This window comes from Desulfoferrobacter suflitae (genome assembly GCF_022603395.1).
GTDB classification, from domain to species: domain Bacteria; phylum Desulfobacterota; class Syntrophobacteria; order Syntrophobacterales; family Syntrophobacteraceae; genus Desulfoferrobacter; species Desulfoferrobacter suflitae.
The window spans coordinates 146539-160952 of sequence record NZ_JAIBKA010000010.1; the positions used below are offsets into that span (position 1 = coordinate 146539).

A 14414-nucleotide genomic window follows, 5' to 3' on the forward strand; every position below is an offset into this window, starting at 1 on the left:
ATCGTAAGCCCGTTTTCAGCCCGTAAGGTCCGCCTGTGCGGAATCAAGAGCCCGCTCACCAAACAATTCTTTCACTTCTCCCGCAAAATAGAGGGACCCCGTTATGCAAATCAAATCGCCTGCTTCCGCCTGAAGCTTGGCCTGTTCTATGGCAGAGGCAGCATCCGGGATAACGTACTGCTTTTGAATATAGGGTCGTGCCAGCCGTTTCAGCATCTCTGCCTTGGCGGCACGGACATACCTTGGCTGGGTGAAGATCACCGACTCGGCCATCGGCAGCAGCCTCCGGAAAATGCCTCGTATATCCTTGTCTTCCATAATGCCCAACACGAGATGCAGCTTATTATAGGAGAAGGATTTTTTTAAAGCTTCCCGCAGCGATTCCGCACCCTGAGGGTTATGGGCACCATCCAAAACGATGAGCGGGTTCTCCTGGAGAATTTCCAGCCGTGCCGGCCACAAAACTGCGCTCAGCCCAGCTTGAATTGCCTGCGGGTTGAGCGACAAACGCTTTTGCATTTCCAGAACTTCAAGTGCGCCGAGAGCAACAGCGGCATTATTCACCTGATGCATGCCTTTGAGGTTGAGCCTTAAAGACGGCAGCTGAAGCCGTAAACCCCGGTACTGGAACGAACCGTTGGGATTGCGCCGCACTCTGAAATCGGTCTTCAACGAATACAACGGCGCTTTGTGCCGAAAGCATGTGGCCTTGAGTATGCCCGTAACCGACGGTTGGCCGGCACCTGTAACGACCGGCACTCCCGGCTTGATGATGCCGGCCTTTTCCCGGGCTATGGCACTCAGGGTGTTTCCCAAATATTCTTGATGATCCATGGCGATGTTTGTGACGATGCTCACCCTGGGCGAGATGACATTGGTGGCATCGAGCCGTCCGCCCATCCCCACCTCGATGACCGCCCAGTCAACCTGCTCCTCGGCAAAGTACAAAAAACCCATGGCCGTCACCATTTCAAAGAAGGTGGGCGGCTCACGACCATTCAACACCTTCTGAATCCTGCCGAATACGTCTAAAATGCGCTGGACCGGGGCTTCCGCATCATTGATTCGAAACCGTTCGGTGAACCGCACCAGATGCGGCGACGTGTAAAGACCGACCCTGAAACCGTGCTCCCTCAATATGCTCGACAGCATGGCTGCAGTGGACCCTTTACCATTGGTTCCGGCAATATGAATGCAGCGCAATTGTTCATGCGGATTGCCCACTCGGCTCAGCATATTTCCGGTACTGTTCAAACCAAATTTAATGCCGTGTTTCTGCAATCCATACAGATAGTTGAGGGACTCTTGATAGCTGAGCAAGTAATGTATACTCCGTCCATTCCTGTCGTTGGCGTCCATGCAGAGGTCGGGGCACGGCGGCAAATGGCGCTGCCGGGAGTTCGTCCCCGAGGCTCTATACTATTACCACACTTTGTTTTTGTGCAAAATGAGGAAAATCAGCCCGGCAGGTAACAAGCACCGGGAAAGCGCCGGCTCTTGCCGACAAACAATAAGGATTGCGGGAAAGTACGCAGAACCTGTGCGCATATCAGAGGAGATTAAAGGCGCCGCGCTCAGCGCAAGTCCTCCAGCGAGGAACCGGTAAAGGCTTCCATGGAGCGCCTTTCCTTGAGGCGAATTGTCACGGGAAGCCCCAACTCCTGAGTCAATTCGGCCGTTAAATTGTGGATGATTCTTTCCACTTCTTTTATTTCGTCCGAAAACAAATGGTCGTCCAGGCCCAGCCATACCTCGATAAAATCTCGACATTCCTGCCGTTTTATAAGGATGCGGACAGATTCGGGGAGATATCCCAGGGAGCGTTCGAGCAACAGCATGATCTGCTGATGATGGACCTTTACCCCGCGCACGACCACCAGTTCATCAGTACGTCCCGGGGACCACACGATCCGTCTGAGAGTTCTGCCGCACGGGCAGGGATCGGCCATAAGGCGCACCCGGTCGCCCGTCCGAAATCTGATGAGGGGAAACGCGCGCGTCGTCAATGTCGTGAGAACCAGCTCCCCTTCCCCACTTTCGATTACGCTTTCGCCCGATGTGGGATCGACCACCTCGGGGAAAAAGTGATCTTCATTGATGTGCAGTCCACACCGGTGTTCGCATTCAAATGCGATGGCCGGTCCGGGAATTTCACTCAATCCGTAATGCGCCCATGTCTCCACATGAAGCTGTTCTTCCAGGCGATTGCGCACGTCCGCCGCGGGCGCTTCCCCCACAAGAATGAGAGTGCGCAGTGCCAGGGCATTGGGATTGAGATTGAGATGAAACAACAGGTTCATCAGCTGGCAGGCGGCTGAAGCACTGGCGATGAGCACCGAAGTCTTGTAATCATGCATGACCATCAGATTTTTTTCCGGTGGCAGCACAGTCAATGGAATCACGCTCGCTTCTATGGCCTCGGCACCGTCCTTATAGTCGCGTCCCCAATTGGCCAGGCCGGGATCGAGTACAATCTGCAGGATATCCGAACTGGTCACTCCGGCAGCCGTAAAGGCCCTGGCCACCATCTCCTGCCAAACTTGCAGATCATGCCTGGTGTAGCCGCTCACCATCGGCTTCAAAGTCGTTCCGGGAGCGGTATGGATCCGAACTACATCACGCAACGGCACGGCAAACAGTCCGTACGGGTAATTGGCGCTCAGGAACTCTCGTTCAGTGAACGGAATGCGGCGCAAATCAGTTAATGTTTCAATGTGCGACGGATCCACTCGGTTTGATTCAAACTGATTGCGATACAGGGGAACATTCTTGAAAGCGCGATTGAGAGTACTCTGCAGACGTTCCAATTGCTGTTGGGCGCGCTCTTCCAAATCAAGGCATTCCTCCGTCTTGTTCCGTATGGGCATGGTCACTCCCTCCCGTCGTAAAATTCCCGGTAATCCTTACCCAGATAAGCCCGCTTGACTTCCTGATCGGCCAACAGATCGGATGACAGCCCCTCGAGGACTATCTGACCATTTTCCAAAACATAGCCCCGGTCGGCAATTTGTAAGGCGGCACGGGCATTCTGTTCAACCAGCAGCACCGTCATGCCCCGTTCTTTCAGTTTGAGCAGCACGTCCAGAATGAGGCGCACCAGGAAAGGAGCCAGCCCCATGGAAGGTTCATCGAGCAACAGCAGGCGGGGCCGCGCCATAAGCGCTCTCCCCATGGCGAGCATTTGCTGTTCACCGCCCGACAGCGTTCCAGCCGCCTGCCTGGATCGTTCCCGAAGAACCGGAAACAACTCCAGGACTTCCTCGAGATCCTTGCCGACATTCTCATGATCGCGTTGTCTATACCTCAAGTAAGCGCCCAATTTAAGGTTGTCGAGAACGCTCATGGGCGGGAAAAGCAATCTGCCTTCAGGAACCAGGGAAATGCCTTTTTTTACAATCTCAGGGGGCTTCAGCCCGTGCAGCGAATTCTTCTCAAATTCGATTTCCCCCTCCCAGCTGGGCAACAGCCCGCAAATGGTCTGCAGCAGGGTGCTCTTACCCGCTCCATTAGCCCCGATAAGGGCGATCAGTTCCTGCTCTCGAACGGACAGGCTCACACCGCTGATGGCACGGATTCTCCCGTAATAGCACTTGAGATTGCGAATACGCAGCATGCCGTTCACTCTCGACCAAGGTAGGCATCGATGACGGCATCGTCGGCCTGAATTTCTCTCGGCGTCCCTTCTGCCAGCTTTTTGCCCTGGTTTAGGACCAAGATCTTGTCCGAAATACCCATGGTCAGGCTCATGTCGTGCTCCACCAAAAGAAGCGTAACCCCTCTTGCCCGGATCTGCTGCAGGAGTGCTGCAAGCTGCTCCGTTTCCACTGCATTGAGTCCCGAAGCAGGCTCATCCAGCAGCAGCAGGTGGGGCTCAGCCGCCAAAGCGCGGGCAATTTCGAGGAACCGCTGCCAGCCGAACGGCAGATCCGCACTCCGATGCCCGCCCACATCTTCAAGCCCTACAAACTTCAGCAGCTCGACGGCTTTCTGTTGAGCATGCTGCTCCTCCCGCTTCACCCATGGCCAGCGGCAGATGGCACCCCAGAAGCCACATCGAGTTCTGACGTGCTGCCCCACCAGCACATTCTCGAGCACCGTCATGCTGTCAAACAGTTCAACGTTTTGAAAGGTTCGGGCAATGCCCCGCCGGACCAGCTGGTGCACACTCCTGCCCCGTATCGGCTGCTGTTCATAAAAGACGCCGCCCTCTTCCGGCGTATAGATGCCGGTGATTACGTTAAACAAAGTGGTCTTGCCTGCCCCGTTGGGCCCGATCACGGCATAAATATGACCGGCCGCCACCTCAAAGGAAACGTTGTATAAAGCCTGGATGCCGCCAAAGGATTTGGAAACGGCTTCAACCTTGAGGAGAGGTTGAAGGACGCGAGTATCTGCTTCTAGCCCGTTCATATATATCTAACATTCCTCGGGTGAATCCCTGGGGAAGAAAAATCATCACCACCATCAAAATGAGCCCGTAAACGACCATTTCATAATCAGAGAAAACATGCAGCCAGTCCGGAAGGAAAGTCAATACCGACGCCCCCAGAAGCGAACCCCAAATGCTTGCCATGCCCCCGATCACAACCATCGTCACAATGCGTATCGAAACAATGAAATCGAACGAGTCCGGGCTGATGAAAGTCACCAGATGCGCATAGAGGAATCCTGCCAGCGAAGCGAACACGGCGCTCAAAACAAAGACCCAAACCTTGAGCCTGCTGGTGTCGACACCCATGGCGGCGGCCGCCCGTTCGCTGTCGTGAATGGCGCGCAGTGCTCGACCGACTCTCGAATTCACGATGCGTTCACATATGACAAAACAGACGACCACAATGCCCCACACCAGATAAAAGTAACCGCTTCCGGTATCCAGAGTGAGCGCACCAATAGAAAGGGGGGGGATGCCCACCAGACCGGATGTGCCCCCGGTGAACCCGGTCCACTCACGAAACAGGATATAGAAAATCATACCGAATCCAAGCGTTCCCATCCCCAGATAATAGCCGGTCAGCTTGAGCATCGGCAGAGCAATCAGGAAGGCAATCACAGCCGTCAGCCCCAGAGCCAGGAGAAGACCCAGCCACGGCGGCCAGTTCCAGTGCACCGTCGCGATGGCGGTAGTATAAGCTCCAATGCCGTAAAAAGCCGCATGTCCGAGAGAGATTTGCCCCGCGTAACCCATGAGCATATTGAGGCCGAGGGCCAGGACGGTGTAGATTCCGATGAAGGTCAGAAGCTGCAAATAGTAGGGATTTGACACCCACCATCCGGTAAGCACAATAGACAGGGAAAAAAGAGCGTACTTCATATGGCTGTTTCGATTCTCCAAACCGCGCATCGGGTTGGCTGCACACCTCTGTTTTTATTGATTGACGCCGCTGCCGTTGAGCCGGTCGCGCCCGGGCTCCATCCCAGGGCAGCATGTGCGCCCAACCCGGCGGATTGCCGTCCCCGTCAGAAGCGCTGAACCGCTTTGGCGCCAAGGATTCCCGTCGGACGTACATAAAGGATCAGGAGCAGCAGAATGAACGCGATGGCATCCCTTAGACTGGAGGAGACAAAACCTACGCCAAAAGCTTCCAGGATACCCAGCAGCAGCCCACCCACAATGGATCCCCAGGAGCTCCCCAGACCACCGAGCATGGCGGCACAAAACCCTTTGAGTCCCAGCATTGTGCCCATGTCGTAGCTGCTCATGGTGATGGGAGCAATCAATATGCCACCAACACCTCCCATGGCAGAGCTCAGGGCAAAAGCAAGCAGCACCATGCGCTCGCTGGGGATGCCCAGAAGCGAAGCGGCTCTCTTGCTGATGGCACACGCCTGCATGGCCTTGCCCGTCAAAGTTTTTTTGTAGAAGAATTGCAGGCCAAGCACAATCAGCAGAAGGCTTCCCAGTATCCACAACGTCTGGGGCAGCAAAGTGGCGCCGGCCAGCTCGAAGGAGGAGAGCCTGGAGAACGACGGAGCACTGTGAGCATCCTTTCCCCACTGCAGCATGCCCACCCCTCTGAGCAGGATCGAGGCGCCGACGGTTATGATGATCAACACGATGGGATGCGGTTTACGTACGCTGCGGATTGCCAACCGCTCGAGCACCAGTCCCACCAGTGAGACTCCTGCAACTGTGGCAACAAAGGCTACGGGGAGAGGCAGCTCGAGCCCGCGCCAGAAGGTGATCAGCCCTAAAGCTCCGAGCATGACAAACTCGCCCTGGGCAAAGTTGATCAAACCCGTAGCATTGTAGAGCATGCTGAATCCAAGGGCGATTATTGCGTAAATGGCACCGTTGGTTATTCCGGAGAAAAAATACTGAAGCAATTCCTGCATGATTATCGCGAGGCCGCAATCCGAAGGGAACCAGGGCGAGCCCGCAAGTCAGCGCCGCCCAGGTTCTGGTTGATTATTCGTCCAGGAGCTTCCACTGGCCATTTTCAATGTTGACCATCACAAAGGCATCCGATCCCAATCCGTTATGATCCTCCGGTGTGAAATTGAATGTGCCCGTTACACCGGTAAAACCACTGACCTTTTCTATTCCCTCGCGAATTTTGTCGCGCTCTCCACCACTGCCCTCCAGGGCCCTGGCCAAGATATGCATGGCATCATAGGCATAACCGCCAAAACCGGAAACGGGCATGCTGTAAAGCTTTTCGAACTGGTTGATATAGTCGAGCAACACCTGTTTCTGCGGATCACTGTCCGGCAATTGCTGTGCAATCAGGATCTTGCCGGTAGGCAGCAGGTTGCCGTTGGCCGCATCTCCGGCCAGTTCAATGAACTTGGGAGAGGCCACTCCATGGCTCTGGTACAAAGGAATGTCCAGCTTCATCTGCTGCACGTTTTTGGCCACAACGGCAGGACCGGGATTGGTTCCCCAGCAGATGATGGCGTTCGGTTCTACAGCGCGGATTTTAGTCAACTGGGCGGTCATGTCGGTATCCTTTCCGCCGAACGTTTCCGCCTGCACCACCTTGATGCCAAACTCGGGCGCCTGCTTAAGCAGCTGCTCCTTGCCGCTTTCTCCAAATGCATCCTCTACGGTCAGTATGCCGACGGTTTTGATGCCCTTGGACTGCATGTGAGTGTACACGGTCTTCACCGCCAACATGTCACTCTGAGCCGTCTTGAACACATAGGGCTTGACCGGCTCAGTGATCTTGATACCCGCAGCGCAGCTTATCAGAGGAATTTGAGCTTTTTCGAAGATCGGTATGATAGCGAGTGTGGTGGGGGTCAGACTTGGTCCGATGACAGCCAGAACACCATCTTTGCTGATCAGCTTATTGGCCGCCAGAACGGCTTTGGTCGGATCACCCTCGGAATCATAGATGACCGCCTCCAATGGATGCCCGTCGATGCCGCCGTTCTTGTTGATTTCATCAACGACCATTTCAAGGCTCTTCTTTTCAGGATCTCCCAGAAAGGATGCGCGCCCGGTGATGGAAAAAATTCCCCCGATCTTGTAAGTATCCTGGGACCAGCAGGCCGGCACAGAAATTCCACCAATGATCAGCGCCAGCACAACACAGGCTGTCAACAAAACAGATCTCCCGTACCTCATAATGTCCTCCTTTGCAATTTTCGATCAATTGTACGGCTGCGCACGCGGCCTTGTTCCCGCATATTCCTCCAGTCGTCTCACAGACAGTGCGACACTTATGAGCCCGCTGCGGCAGGCCGCGCCGCTGTCATTCCCCTGAAATACCGCCACGGCGGCAGCAATCCAGAATGTTACAGAGTCTCCCGGCCCCCCATCGCCGGGTGACGGTTGCACCGAGTCTTTCAGGAGGTTCCCATGTAAACGCTGCCATCAAATGGCATAGAGCTTTTCGGCTTCGATCACTGTGACGCCGTTGGCCTGCAGCACCTTCACGGCTTCGTCAAGGTTATCGAAACGGAAGATGATCACCGCATTACTGCCGCTTTGCTGAACAAACGCATACATGTATTCGACATTCACATTGGCGTGGAAAAGACTGTCGAGGATTTTGTGCAACCCGCCGGGCCGGTCCTCTACCTCAACAGCCACCACATCTGTCTTGCCCACGGTGAATCCATGCTGCTTCAGCGCTTCCTTGGCTTTGTTGTTGTCGTTAACGATGAGGCGCAAAATGCCAAAGTCCGAGGTATCCGCCAGGGACAACGCCCTTATGTTAACGCCGGCCTCAGACAGAATTCGGGTCACCTCAGCCAGACGGCCCGCCTTGTTCTCAAGAAAGACTGAAATTTGCTCTACACGCACTTTTAAGTCTCCTCTCCGGTCTCAAATAGTGTTTAAGGAAATGATTTTGGAAGCTACAGCTTACGATTGTCGATGACTCTCTGGGCTTTGCCCTCACTGCGGGCGATGGTCTTCGGCTCGACCAGCTTGACCTTGGCAGAGACCCCCAAGAATTCTTTGATGTTCTTGGCGATTTTCTTTTCCAGCTCCTGCAGTATCCTCACTTCGTCGGAGAATGCGTGTTCACCCACTTCCACCATGACCGTCAGGCTGTCCAGGTTGCCCACTCGATCCACCATCAATTGATAATGAGGCTCCACTTCCTCGATTTCCATCAAGACGCTTTCAATTTGTGAGGGGAAGACGTTGACACCGCGGATGATGAGCATGTCGTCCGTGCGACCGCTGATACGGTTCATGCGCACATGAGTTCGCCCGCAGATGCAGGGTTCCGGATTGAGGGCCGAAATATCCCTGGTGCGGTAGCGAATAACCGGAAATGCCTCTTTGGTGATGCTGGTGAACACGAGCTCTCCGGTTTCGCCGTACGGCAACACCTCTCCGGTTTCAGGGTTGATGATTTCAGGGATGAAGTGATCCTCAAAAACGTGCAGTCCTTTCTTGGCCTCCTGGCATTCCACCGACACCCCCGGCCCCATCACCTCACTCAAGCCGTAGATATCCACCGCACTGAGATGAAGCTTGCGCTCTATTTCTTCGCGCATTCTTTCCGACCATGGCTCGGCACCGAAAATGCCGGCGCGGAAACGCAGCTCCTTGAAATCGATCGCCGCTTCCTGGGCAACTTCGGCAAGATGAAGCGCATAGGAAGGAGTACAGGTGAGGATGGTCGGCCCAAAATCTTTCATGATCAGTACCTGCCGACGGGTATTGCCACCCGAAATGGGTATTACCGAAGCACCCAGACGCTCCGCCCCGTAGTGAATTCCCAGTCCTCCGGTAAACAGCCCATATCCGTAGGCGTTGTGTATGATATCGCCGCGCCCCGCCCCGCCTGCCGACAGCGCCCGGGCCATGAGCTCAGACCACGAAGCAATGTCCCTTGCGGTATATCCCACCACGGTGGGCTGCCCGGTGGTTCCCGATGAAGCATGGATGCGCACGACGTTGTCCATCGGCACCGCAAACATTCCGAACGGATAGTTGTCCCGCAGATCCTTTTTGGTTGTGAAGGGCAGTCGCTGCAGGTCATTGAGGGTCTTGACATCGGCCGGGGTGATTCCCGCCTCTTGAAATTTCCTGCGATAAAACGGCACCATCGCATAGGCCCTCTCCAACACGGTTTTCAGGCGGCGAAACTGAATCGCCTCGAGAGCTTCTCGCGGCAGTGTCTCAAATTCGATGTTATAGATCATCCTCGCACAATCCTCCCTTAGTTCAAACCTTCACTTTTGCCAAAAAAAAACCGTGAGTTTTTCACCCACGGCTCTTCAAACAATATCACCACGGGCTTCGTCGTTGAGTCTACCCGTGGTTTTCTTCATTACCAGGTGCGGTACTGCCTACTTAGCACGCCCACAGGTAGACTTCCTAAAAAAGAAGCCCGAAAAATATCGAAAGCAGCTATAGCAGAAAGACCGTCCTTTCACATCACTCCTCACCAGCAACAGTGTGATCTCTGTTAGCCAAAATGCTCTGCACTGTCAAGGGAAAACTATGGAAAACAATAATAATTTTATGCAACACCCATGATTTCCGTGGAGTGCCGGTCAGCTGTCTCGTCCCTCTTTCGAAGGAGCCTGAGGGGCTTCCTTGTGTGATTCACTCGAGGCGGGAGCAGCTTTGAGCTTTGCCATTTCCAGGTCTTGCTGCACCCGATGAGCGCTGGGATAAGAACCCTCTGCTTTCAACGCAGCCTCATACTGTTCGACCGCTTTGGCATAATCCTTCTTGACGGTATAGAGTCTTGCCAGGTGCCAACTCACCTCACGCTCGAAACCCTTCAGCCCGCTTCCGGCGAGACTCTTCCACTGCTCCATGGCCGCATCGATGTTACCCACCTGTTCATAGGTTAGAGCCAGATGATAGCGCACCAGAGGCCGCAATGAACTGGCTGGCGGGGTTTCCTTCAGCACCGCCTCGGCAGCCTTGACGGACTCATCGTAGCGTTTCATGTGGAAATATGCCTGAGCCAGATCAAACTGGGCGTTCAAAGCCGGCTGTGTCCCTTGATGTTGCTCGCTAAATTTCTGCAACTCGGCCACCAGATGATCCCAGTTCTGGTAATCGGTGATGTCGTTGGTCGGCCATTCCTCTATTATTTTGAAATATTCCGCGCGCGCGCGCCGTTCGTTTGCCTCCCGATAGCTGTTGACTCCCCACACAATCCCCATGATCAACAGTACCCCTGCGACTGCAGCGATGATCCAGTGCGGGTTTTCTCTGGCATAATCGGATGCACGCTGCGAAAAACTCAGGAGCTCCTCGCTGGCTTCAAAACGCTTTCTTGATCCTTTAATCTTCGTGAAACTCAAATATCACCTCGTCAAAACGTTGACATCGACCAGCCTCAATCGCGCTGTTTGCGAGCCGATTCGATCCGGTCTTTGATTCTATTCATTTCTGCCTCGCTCGTCTGGCGGGTCAGGCTGCACTCTGCACTATCCAGGGCTTCAATGTGGCCTTCCTGGAACATCTTGATCCAGAAGGGAATGCTCTCTTCGTTGGCGTTCTTGACACGAATGATGCCCGGATCCTCCACATAGAGCTCTCCCTTAAAAATCCTTTTGAGATATCCCAGGGCTTCTCTGCCGCCACCTCGTCTTTTCGGCCCCATGACCTCCAAATAGTATAGCGTGATCTCCTTTGCGCCGTTTTCTGAAAGCGACAGGCTCAACTGCCCACGGAATGTCCCGGGTTTTTCAAACTGCAAGATCTCCATTGGGCCGAAGCCTTTCAAAATCGTCAGCAATTCCTTGACCGAAAGGTCACCATAGGCAGCGCTCCAGATGATGCCTTTCCACTCGATGTCCGCCAATTTTCCCAACCTCATTGTTTCTGTTACGATATCTGCCAGGATGCGGTTTTCTTGCGACGGGCTTTTTAGGCGCAGCAGTGGTTTTCAACTTGGCTCCCGCCTCCATGACTGCGCGGCGCAAATCCTCTTCCCAGGGAGGCGCCATCGAAACCACATCCACCATTTCCTGATTGTGTCTGATTTTGAAGGAGCTCAACGGAGGATTCTTGCGAGAGCAATCCTTGCTCTCGAAGAAAACCACTCAGTAGCGCGCTCCCTTGCCGATTACTATCGGATATAGACCCAGTTGATCAATCTCGGGACAGAGTTCATATATTCTCGCCTTTAAACCATCCTTATCCTGACCGCTCATGTGGCTTCACCTCTTTGGACTGGTGGCTGCCTGTGAATTGACGACTCAGTAAAAACTACTCCGCATGGCGCTAAATCGACCGTTTTTCCAGCAATGCAGACTGTCGCAGAGCCTCGAACAAGACGATCCCCACGGCTGAAGAAAGATTCAAACTTCTGACTCGAGTCTTATCTACCGGGATCTGCAGAACCGTTTCCTGCTCACCGGCCAGCATCTGCGCAGGGAGTCCCCGGGTCTCGGAACCAAACACCAGGCAATCGCCCGGTTGAAAGGCAAAATCGAAATAGGATCGTTGCGCATGGCTGGAAAAATAAACCCATCGGCTGTGCGCCAATTGTTCACGCACAGCCTCAAAGCTCGGATGAACCGTTAAATCAACATATGGCCAATAGTCCAGCCCCGCCCTCTTCAGATAGCGGTCAGTCAATTGAAAACCAAGAGGTTCGACAAGATGAAGGGGAACATGGGTCGCCGCACATGTTCTAGCAATATTTCCTGTGTTCTGAGGGATCTCAGGCTGAAACAATATCACCCTAAACTGGGGTTGATGAAGATATAGCTCCGTCTTTACCTTGTCACAGCTGCGCATCCGCTGATTATTTGCTGCGCACGGCTCGGACAAAGTGGTTGGCATAATTTTCTTCTACCAGATAGATGTCGCCGTAGTAAAAGTCGGCATAACAGGCGCGATGATGCTCCGCTGTGGTGGAGCTCCAGCAATTTCTTTGATTGCCGAATTGGGGTGCGACATAGAGTCCACTGTGGCGGTCTTCTTCGGGAAGAATGATGGTCCGCAATTCATCCTTTGAAGGGTAGTGCCAGTCACCATAGCCTGCAAATTCCTTCTCATTGAGCTGATCAATGTAGGCAAAACCGTCTTTCCAAACCATACGATCTTCAGATGCTGCGCGCTGCCACATCAGACCCGTCTCTCGGTCCAAGACGATGAGGTTTCCCTGCAACACGAAACGTTCGCTCATGACATCTCCTTCACTTCAGACGACGATTACTGTGTGCTCGAACGGATTCAGAGGATCGGACGGAGGATTTTGGATGAACGATTTAACGTCCATATTGAAAGTGTTGAAAGGCCATCACGTCCGTTTCCGACAAGTTGAAATTTTTATCACAAAATATGCTCCAAACAAAAGCGAAAACGAATCGGTCCATGAATTTATCTTTTCCGCTTTCATCTTGACGAGTCGCAAGGCCTTAATCTACCATACCCCTTCCTGATGCGGCGAATTCAGAGCCGAAAGTTTGTGGAACCGGCAAGCACATCTGCGAGGAGGGAAGATGCCTTCGTGTCACTGCCAGGGAATCGACATCTACTATGAAATCCAGGGCGCGGGACAGCCGCTCTTGTTTATCAGCGGCCTGAGTGGCGGAACCTGGTCATGGTATAAGCAAGTTCCTTTTTTTCAAAAACACTTCCAAACCATTGTGTTCGACAACCGAGGCGCCGGACGTTCCAGTATGCCCGCCGGCCCTTACTCCGTCCGGCAGTTGGCAAACGATGCCGCCTGTCTGCTGGATCACCTCGACAACAAAAAAATCTTTCTCGTGGGTCTCTCCATGGGAGGGATGATCGCCCAGGAATTGGCTCTGCTGCAACCGGATCGAGTTGCAGCCATGGTTCTCGGTTGTACTCATTGCGGCGGCACTCTCCGTGTGGCGCCCTCCCCGCATGTGCTGGCAACCCTTATGAACAACGAGGGGCTGGATCAGGAGCAAATCATCGATAAAAACCTTCCCTTGTTTTTCAGCAACCGCTGCAGGGAGAAGCACCCGGAAGTGGTCGCGGCCTACCGCCAGGTGCAGCTGCAGGCGCCGCTTCAGCCCGAACACGCGTTTCACGCCCAGCTTCAGGCCATCGGCAACTTCGACTGCTGCGACCGGCTGCCTCAAATCCGAATTCCCACACTGATCCTCACCGGCACCGAAGACGTCCTGGTACCCCGCCAAAACGCGCACCTGCTTGCCGAACGTATCGCTGGCGCCCAATTGGTTGAATTTGCGGGGGCCGGCCACGCACTTCACGCAGAATGCGCCGATCAGTTGAATCAACTGAGCCTGGATTTTTTCAGCCAACACAGGTGAAGCGCCCGCAAGATTTGCGACCCCGCTCAACACCTCACTCGTTTTTGAAGTGCCGGGCGAGGAACATGCCAATCTTTGCCGACAACAGCGCTTCATTGACCCCATAGAAGTGATCGCAACGGGGTAACAGCTCGACCTCGATCAATGCTTCGTCGACCGTTTGTTGCGCAATCCATTGGCGCAGAGAAGCCAACCTGCAGAAATCATCTCGATCGCCCAGGGTAATGAGACACGGGGTGGAAGGCAACGCCAGGTTTGCGAAGCTCAGAAAGTCCACCGGGGGTGATACCAGAATCGTGCAAGCCGGAGACAATTGCGGTCCGACTGCCTTCAGGGCGACCCATGCCCCAAAGGAATACCCTCCCAAGCAGATCGTATCGAAACCTTGTTGAGAAAGATATGCAGCGACACCTTTGGTGTCTTCCGCCTCTCCTTCGCCTTCTCCATAGGACCCGCTGCTCCCTCCAACTCCCCGGAAATTGAACCTCAGGGTACTCCACCCGCAACTTCTCAGCGTTTTCTGCATGGCCACCACCACTCCATTATCCATGTCGCCGCCATACAGAGGATGAGGATGACAGACAATGGCGGCCGTTGACGGATTCTCTCCCCGGTCGAACAGACCCTCCAGCATGTGTTGCCCGGTGTCGATCATCAGGTTCCCTTCAGACATGGCTATCCTCTTGTATTTGATTAAAAATTACATTAGATGTAGGGCTGAATTAAAAATAGCATCG

15 protein-coding genes are annotated in these 14414 nt (G+C 54.0%); 1 reads left to right on the forward strand and 14 read right to left on the reverse strand.

Translation table 11 applies throughout. The features are described from left to right. Positions 1 to 15: 15 nt before the first annotated feature. From K1V27_RS17295 to K1V27_RS17355, 13 genes are all read right to left on the reverse strand, one after another. Positions 16 to 1320 (reverse strand): bifunctional folylpolyglutamate synthase/dihydrofolate synthase, encoded by a 1305-nt coding sequence (locus K1V27_RS17295; protein WP_258931305.1) that lies wholly within the window; start codon positions 1318 to 1320, stop codon positions 16 to 18. A gap of 254 nt (positions 1321 to 1574) precedes the next feature. After that, positions 1575 to 2867, reverse strand: coding sequence for a phenylacetate--CoA ligase family protein (locus K1V27_RS17300; protein ID WP_258931306.1), 1293 nt, complete (start codon positions 2865 to 2867; stop codon positions 1575 to 1577). A gap of 2 nt (positions 2868 to 2869) precedes the next feature. Then, complete coding sequence (locus K1V27_RS17305) at positions 2870 to 3613, reverse strand: ABC transporter ATP-binding protein (RefSeq protein ID WP_258931307.1); 744 nt, start codon at positions 3611 to 3613, stop codon at positions 2870 to 2872. A 5-nt stretch (positions 3614 to 3618) separates the two neighbouring features. Next, a complete protein-coding gene (locus K1V27_RS17310) occupies positions 3619 to 4410 on the reverse strand; it encodes an ABC transporter ATP-binding protein (RefSeq protein ID WP_258931308.1) in 792 nt (263 codons plus the stop codon). Beyond that, a complete protein-coding gene (locus tag K1V27_RS17315; RefSeq protein ID WP_258931309.1) occupies positions 4358 to 5311 on the reverse strand; it encodes a branched-chain amino acid ABC transporter permease in 954 nt (317 codons plus the stop codon). The genes K1V27_RS17310 and K1V27_RS17315 overlap by 53 nt, the downstream gene beginning before the upstream one ends. A 146-nt stretch (positions 5312 to 5457) precedes the next feature. Continuing rightward, complete coding sequence (locus K1V27_RS17320) at positions 5458 to 6333, reverse strand: branched-chain amino acid ABC transporter permease (RefSeq protein ID WP_258931310.1); 876 nt, start codon at positions 6331 to 6333, stop codon at positions 5458 to 5460. A gap of 73 nt (positions 6334 to 6406) precedes the next feature. Next, entirely contained in the window at positions 6407 to 7567 is a 1161-nt protein-coding gene (locus K1V27_RS17325; RefSeq protein ID WP_258931311.1) for an ABC transporter substrate-binding protein, read from the reverse strand. Positions 7568 to 7816: 249 nt separating this feature from the next. Further along, positions 7817 to 8248 carry an ACT domain-containing protein gene (locus tag K1V27_RS17330; protein WP_258931312.1) on the reverse strand — a complete coding sequence of 144 codons (432 nt, stop codon included), beginning with the start codon at positions 8246 to 8248 and terminating at the stop codon, positions 7817 to 7819. Positions 8249 to 8301: 53 nt separating this feature from the next. Further along, entirely contained in the window at positions 8302 to 9603 is a 1302-nt protein-coding gene (locus K1V27_RS17335; protein WP_258931313.1) for a phenylacetate--CoA ligase family protein, read from the reverse strand. A 354-nt stretch (positions 9604 to 9957) separates the two neighbouring features. Then, positions 9958 to 10722, reverse strand: coding sequence for a YfgM family protein (locus tag K1V27_RS17340; RefSeq protein ID WP_258931314.1), 765 nt, complete (start codon positions 10720 to 10722; stop codon positions 9958 to 9960). 35 nt (positions 10723 to 10757) lie between these two features. Then, the gene (locus tag K1V27_RS17345) at positions 10758 to 11240 is read right to left on the reverse strand and encodes a hypothetical protein (protein ID WP_258931315.1); all 483 of its coding nucleotides are present in this window, start codon (positions 11238 to 11240) and stop codon (positions 10758 to 10760) included. Between the two features lie 407 nt (positions 11241 to 11647). After that, positions 11648 to 12211: a tRNA (cytidine(34)-2'-O)-methyltransferase gene (locus K1V27_RS17350; RefSeq protein ID WP_309574024.1), complete on the reverse strand. Its 564-nt coding sequence runs from the start codon at positions 12209 to 12211 to the stop codon at positions 11648 to 11650. Next, a complete protein-coding gene (locus tag K1V27_RS17355; RefSeq protein ID WP_258931317.1) occupies positions 12174 to 12557 on the reverse strand; it encodes an Lcl C-terminal domain-containing protein in 384 nt (127 codons plus the stop codon). Before K1V27_RS17355 ends, K1V27_RS17350 begins: the two co-directional genes overlap by 38 nt. 316 nt (positions 12558 to 12873) lie before the next feature. On the opposite strand from K1V27_RS17355, the gene K1V27_RS17360 reads away from it, so the two are divergent. Further along, entirely contained in the window at positions 12874 to 13677 is an 804-nt protein-coding gene (locus K1V27_RS17360; protein ID WP_258931318.1) for an alpha/beta fold hydrolase, read from the forward strand. 34 nt (positions 13678 to 13711) lie between these two features. Here the strand turns inward: K1V27_RS17360 and K1V27_RS17365 are convergent, their stop codons facing one another. Next, positions 13712 to 14350: an alpha/beta hydrolase gene (locus tag K1V27_RS17365; RefSeq protein ID WP_258931319.1), complete on the reverse strand. Its 639-nt coding sequence runs from the start codon at positions 14348 to 14350 to the stop codon at positions 13712 to 13714. Between the last annotated feature and the right edge of the window lie 64 nt (positions 14351 to 14414).

What these genes read in the sequence shown, in the direction of transcription:
- K1V27_RS17300 (WP_258931306.1), bottom strand. Translation starts at nt 2,867, where the DNA reads ATGCCCATACGGAACAAGACGGAGGAATGCCTTGATTTGGAAGAGCGC.
- K1V27_RS17305 (WP_258931307.1), bottom strand. Translation starts at nt 3,613, where the DNA reads ATGCTGCGTATTCGCAATCTCAAGTGCTATTACGGGAGAATCCGTGCC.
- K1V27_RS17310 (WP_258931308.1), bottom strand. Translation starts at nt 4,410, where the DNA reads ATGAACGGGCTAGAAGCAGATACTCGCGTCCTTCAACCTCTCCTCAAG.
- K1V27_RS17315 (WP_258931309.1), bottom strand. Translation starts at nt 5,311, where the DNA reads ATGAAGTACGCTCTTTTTTCCCTGTCTATTGTGCTTACCGGATGGTGG.
- K1V27_RS17320 (WP_258931310.1), bottom strand. Translation starts at nt 6,333, where the DNA reads ATGCAGGAATTGCTTCAGTATTTTTTCTCCGGAATAACCAACGGTGCC.
- K1V27_RS17325 (WP_258931311.1), bottom strand. Translation starts at nt 7,567, where the DNA reads ATGAGGTACGGGAGATCTGTTTTGTTGACAGCCTGTGTTGTGCTGGCG.
- K1V27_RS17335 (WP_258931313.1), bottom strand. Translation starts at nt 9,603, where the DNA reads ATGATCTATAACATCGAATTTGAGACACTGCCGCGAGAAGCTCTCGAG.
- K1V27_RS17345 (WP_258931315.1), bottom strand. Translation starts at nt 11,240, where the DNA reads ATGAGGTTGGGAAAATTGGCGGACATCGAGTGGAAAGGCATCATCTGG.
- K1V27_RS17350 (WP_309574024.1), bottom strand. Translation starts at nt 12,211, where the DNA reads ATGCCAACCACTTTGTCCGAGCCGTGCGCAGCAAATAATCAGCGGATG.
- K1V27_RS17355 (WP_258931317.1), bottom strand. Translation starts at nt 12,557, where the DNA reads ATGAGCGAACGTTTCGTGTTGCAGGGAAACCTCATCGTCTTGGACCGA.
- K1V27_RS17360 (WP_258931318.1), top strand. Translation starts at nt 12,874, where the DNA reads ATGCCTTCGTGTCACTGCCAGGGAATCGACATCTACTATGAAATCCAG.
- K1V27_RS17365 (WP_258931319.1), bottom strand. Translation starts at nt 14,350, where the DNA reads ATGTCTGAAGGGAACCTGATGATCGACACCGGGCAACACATGCTGGAG.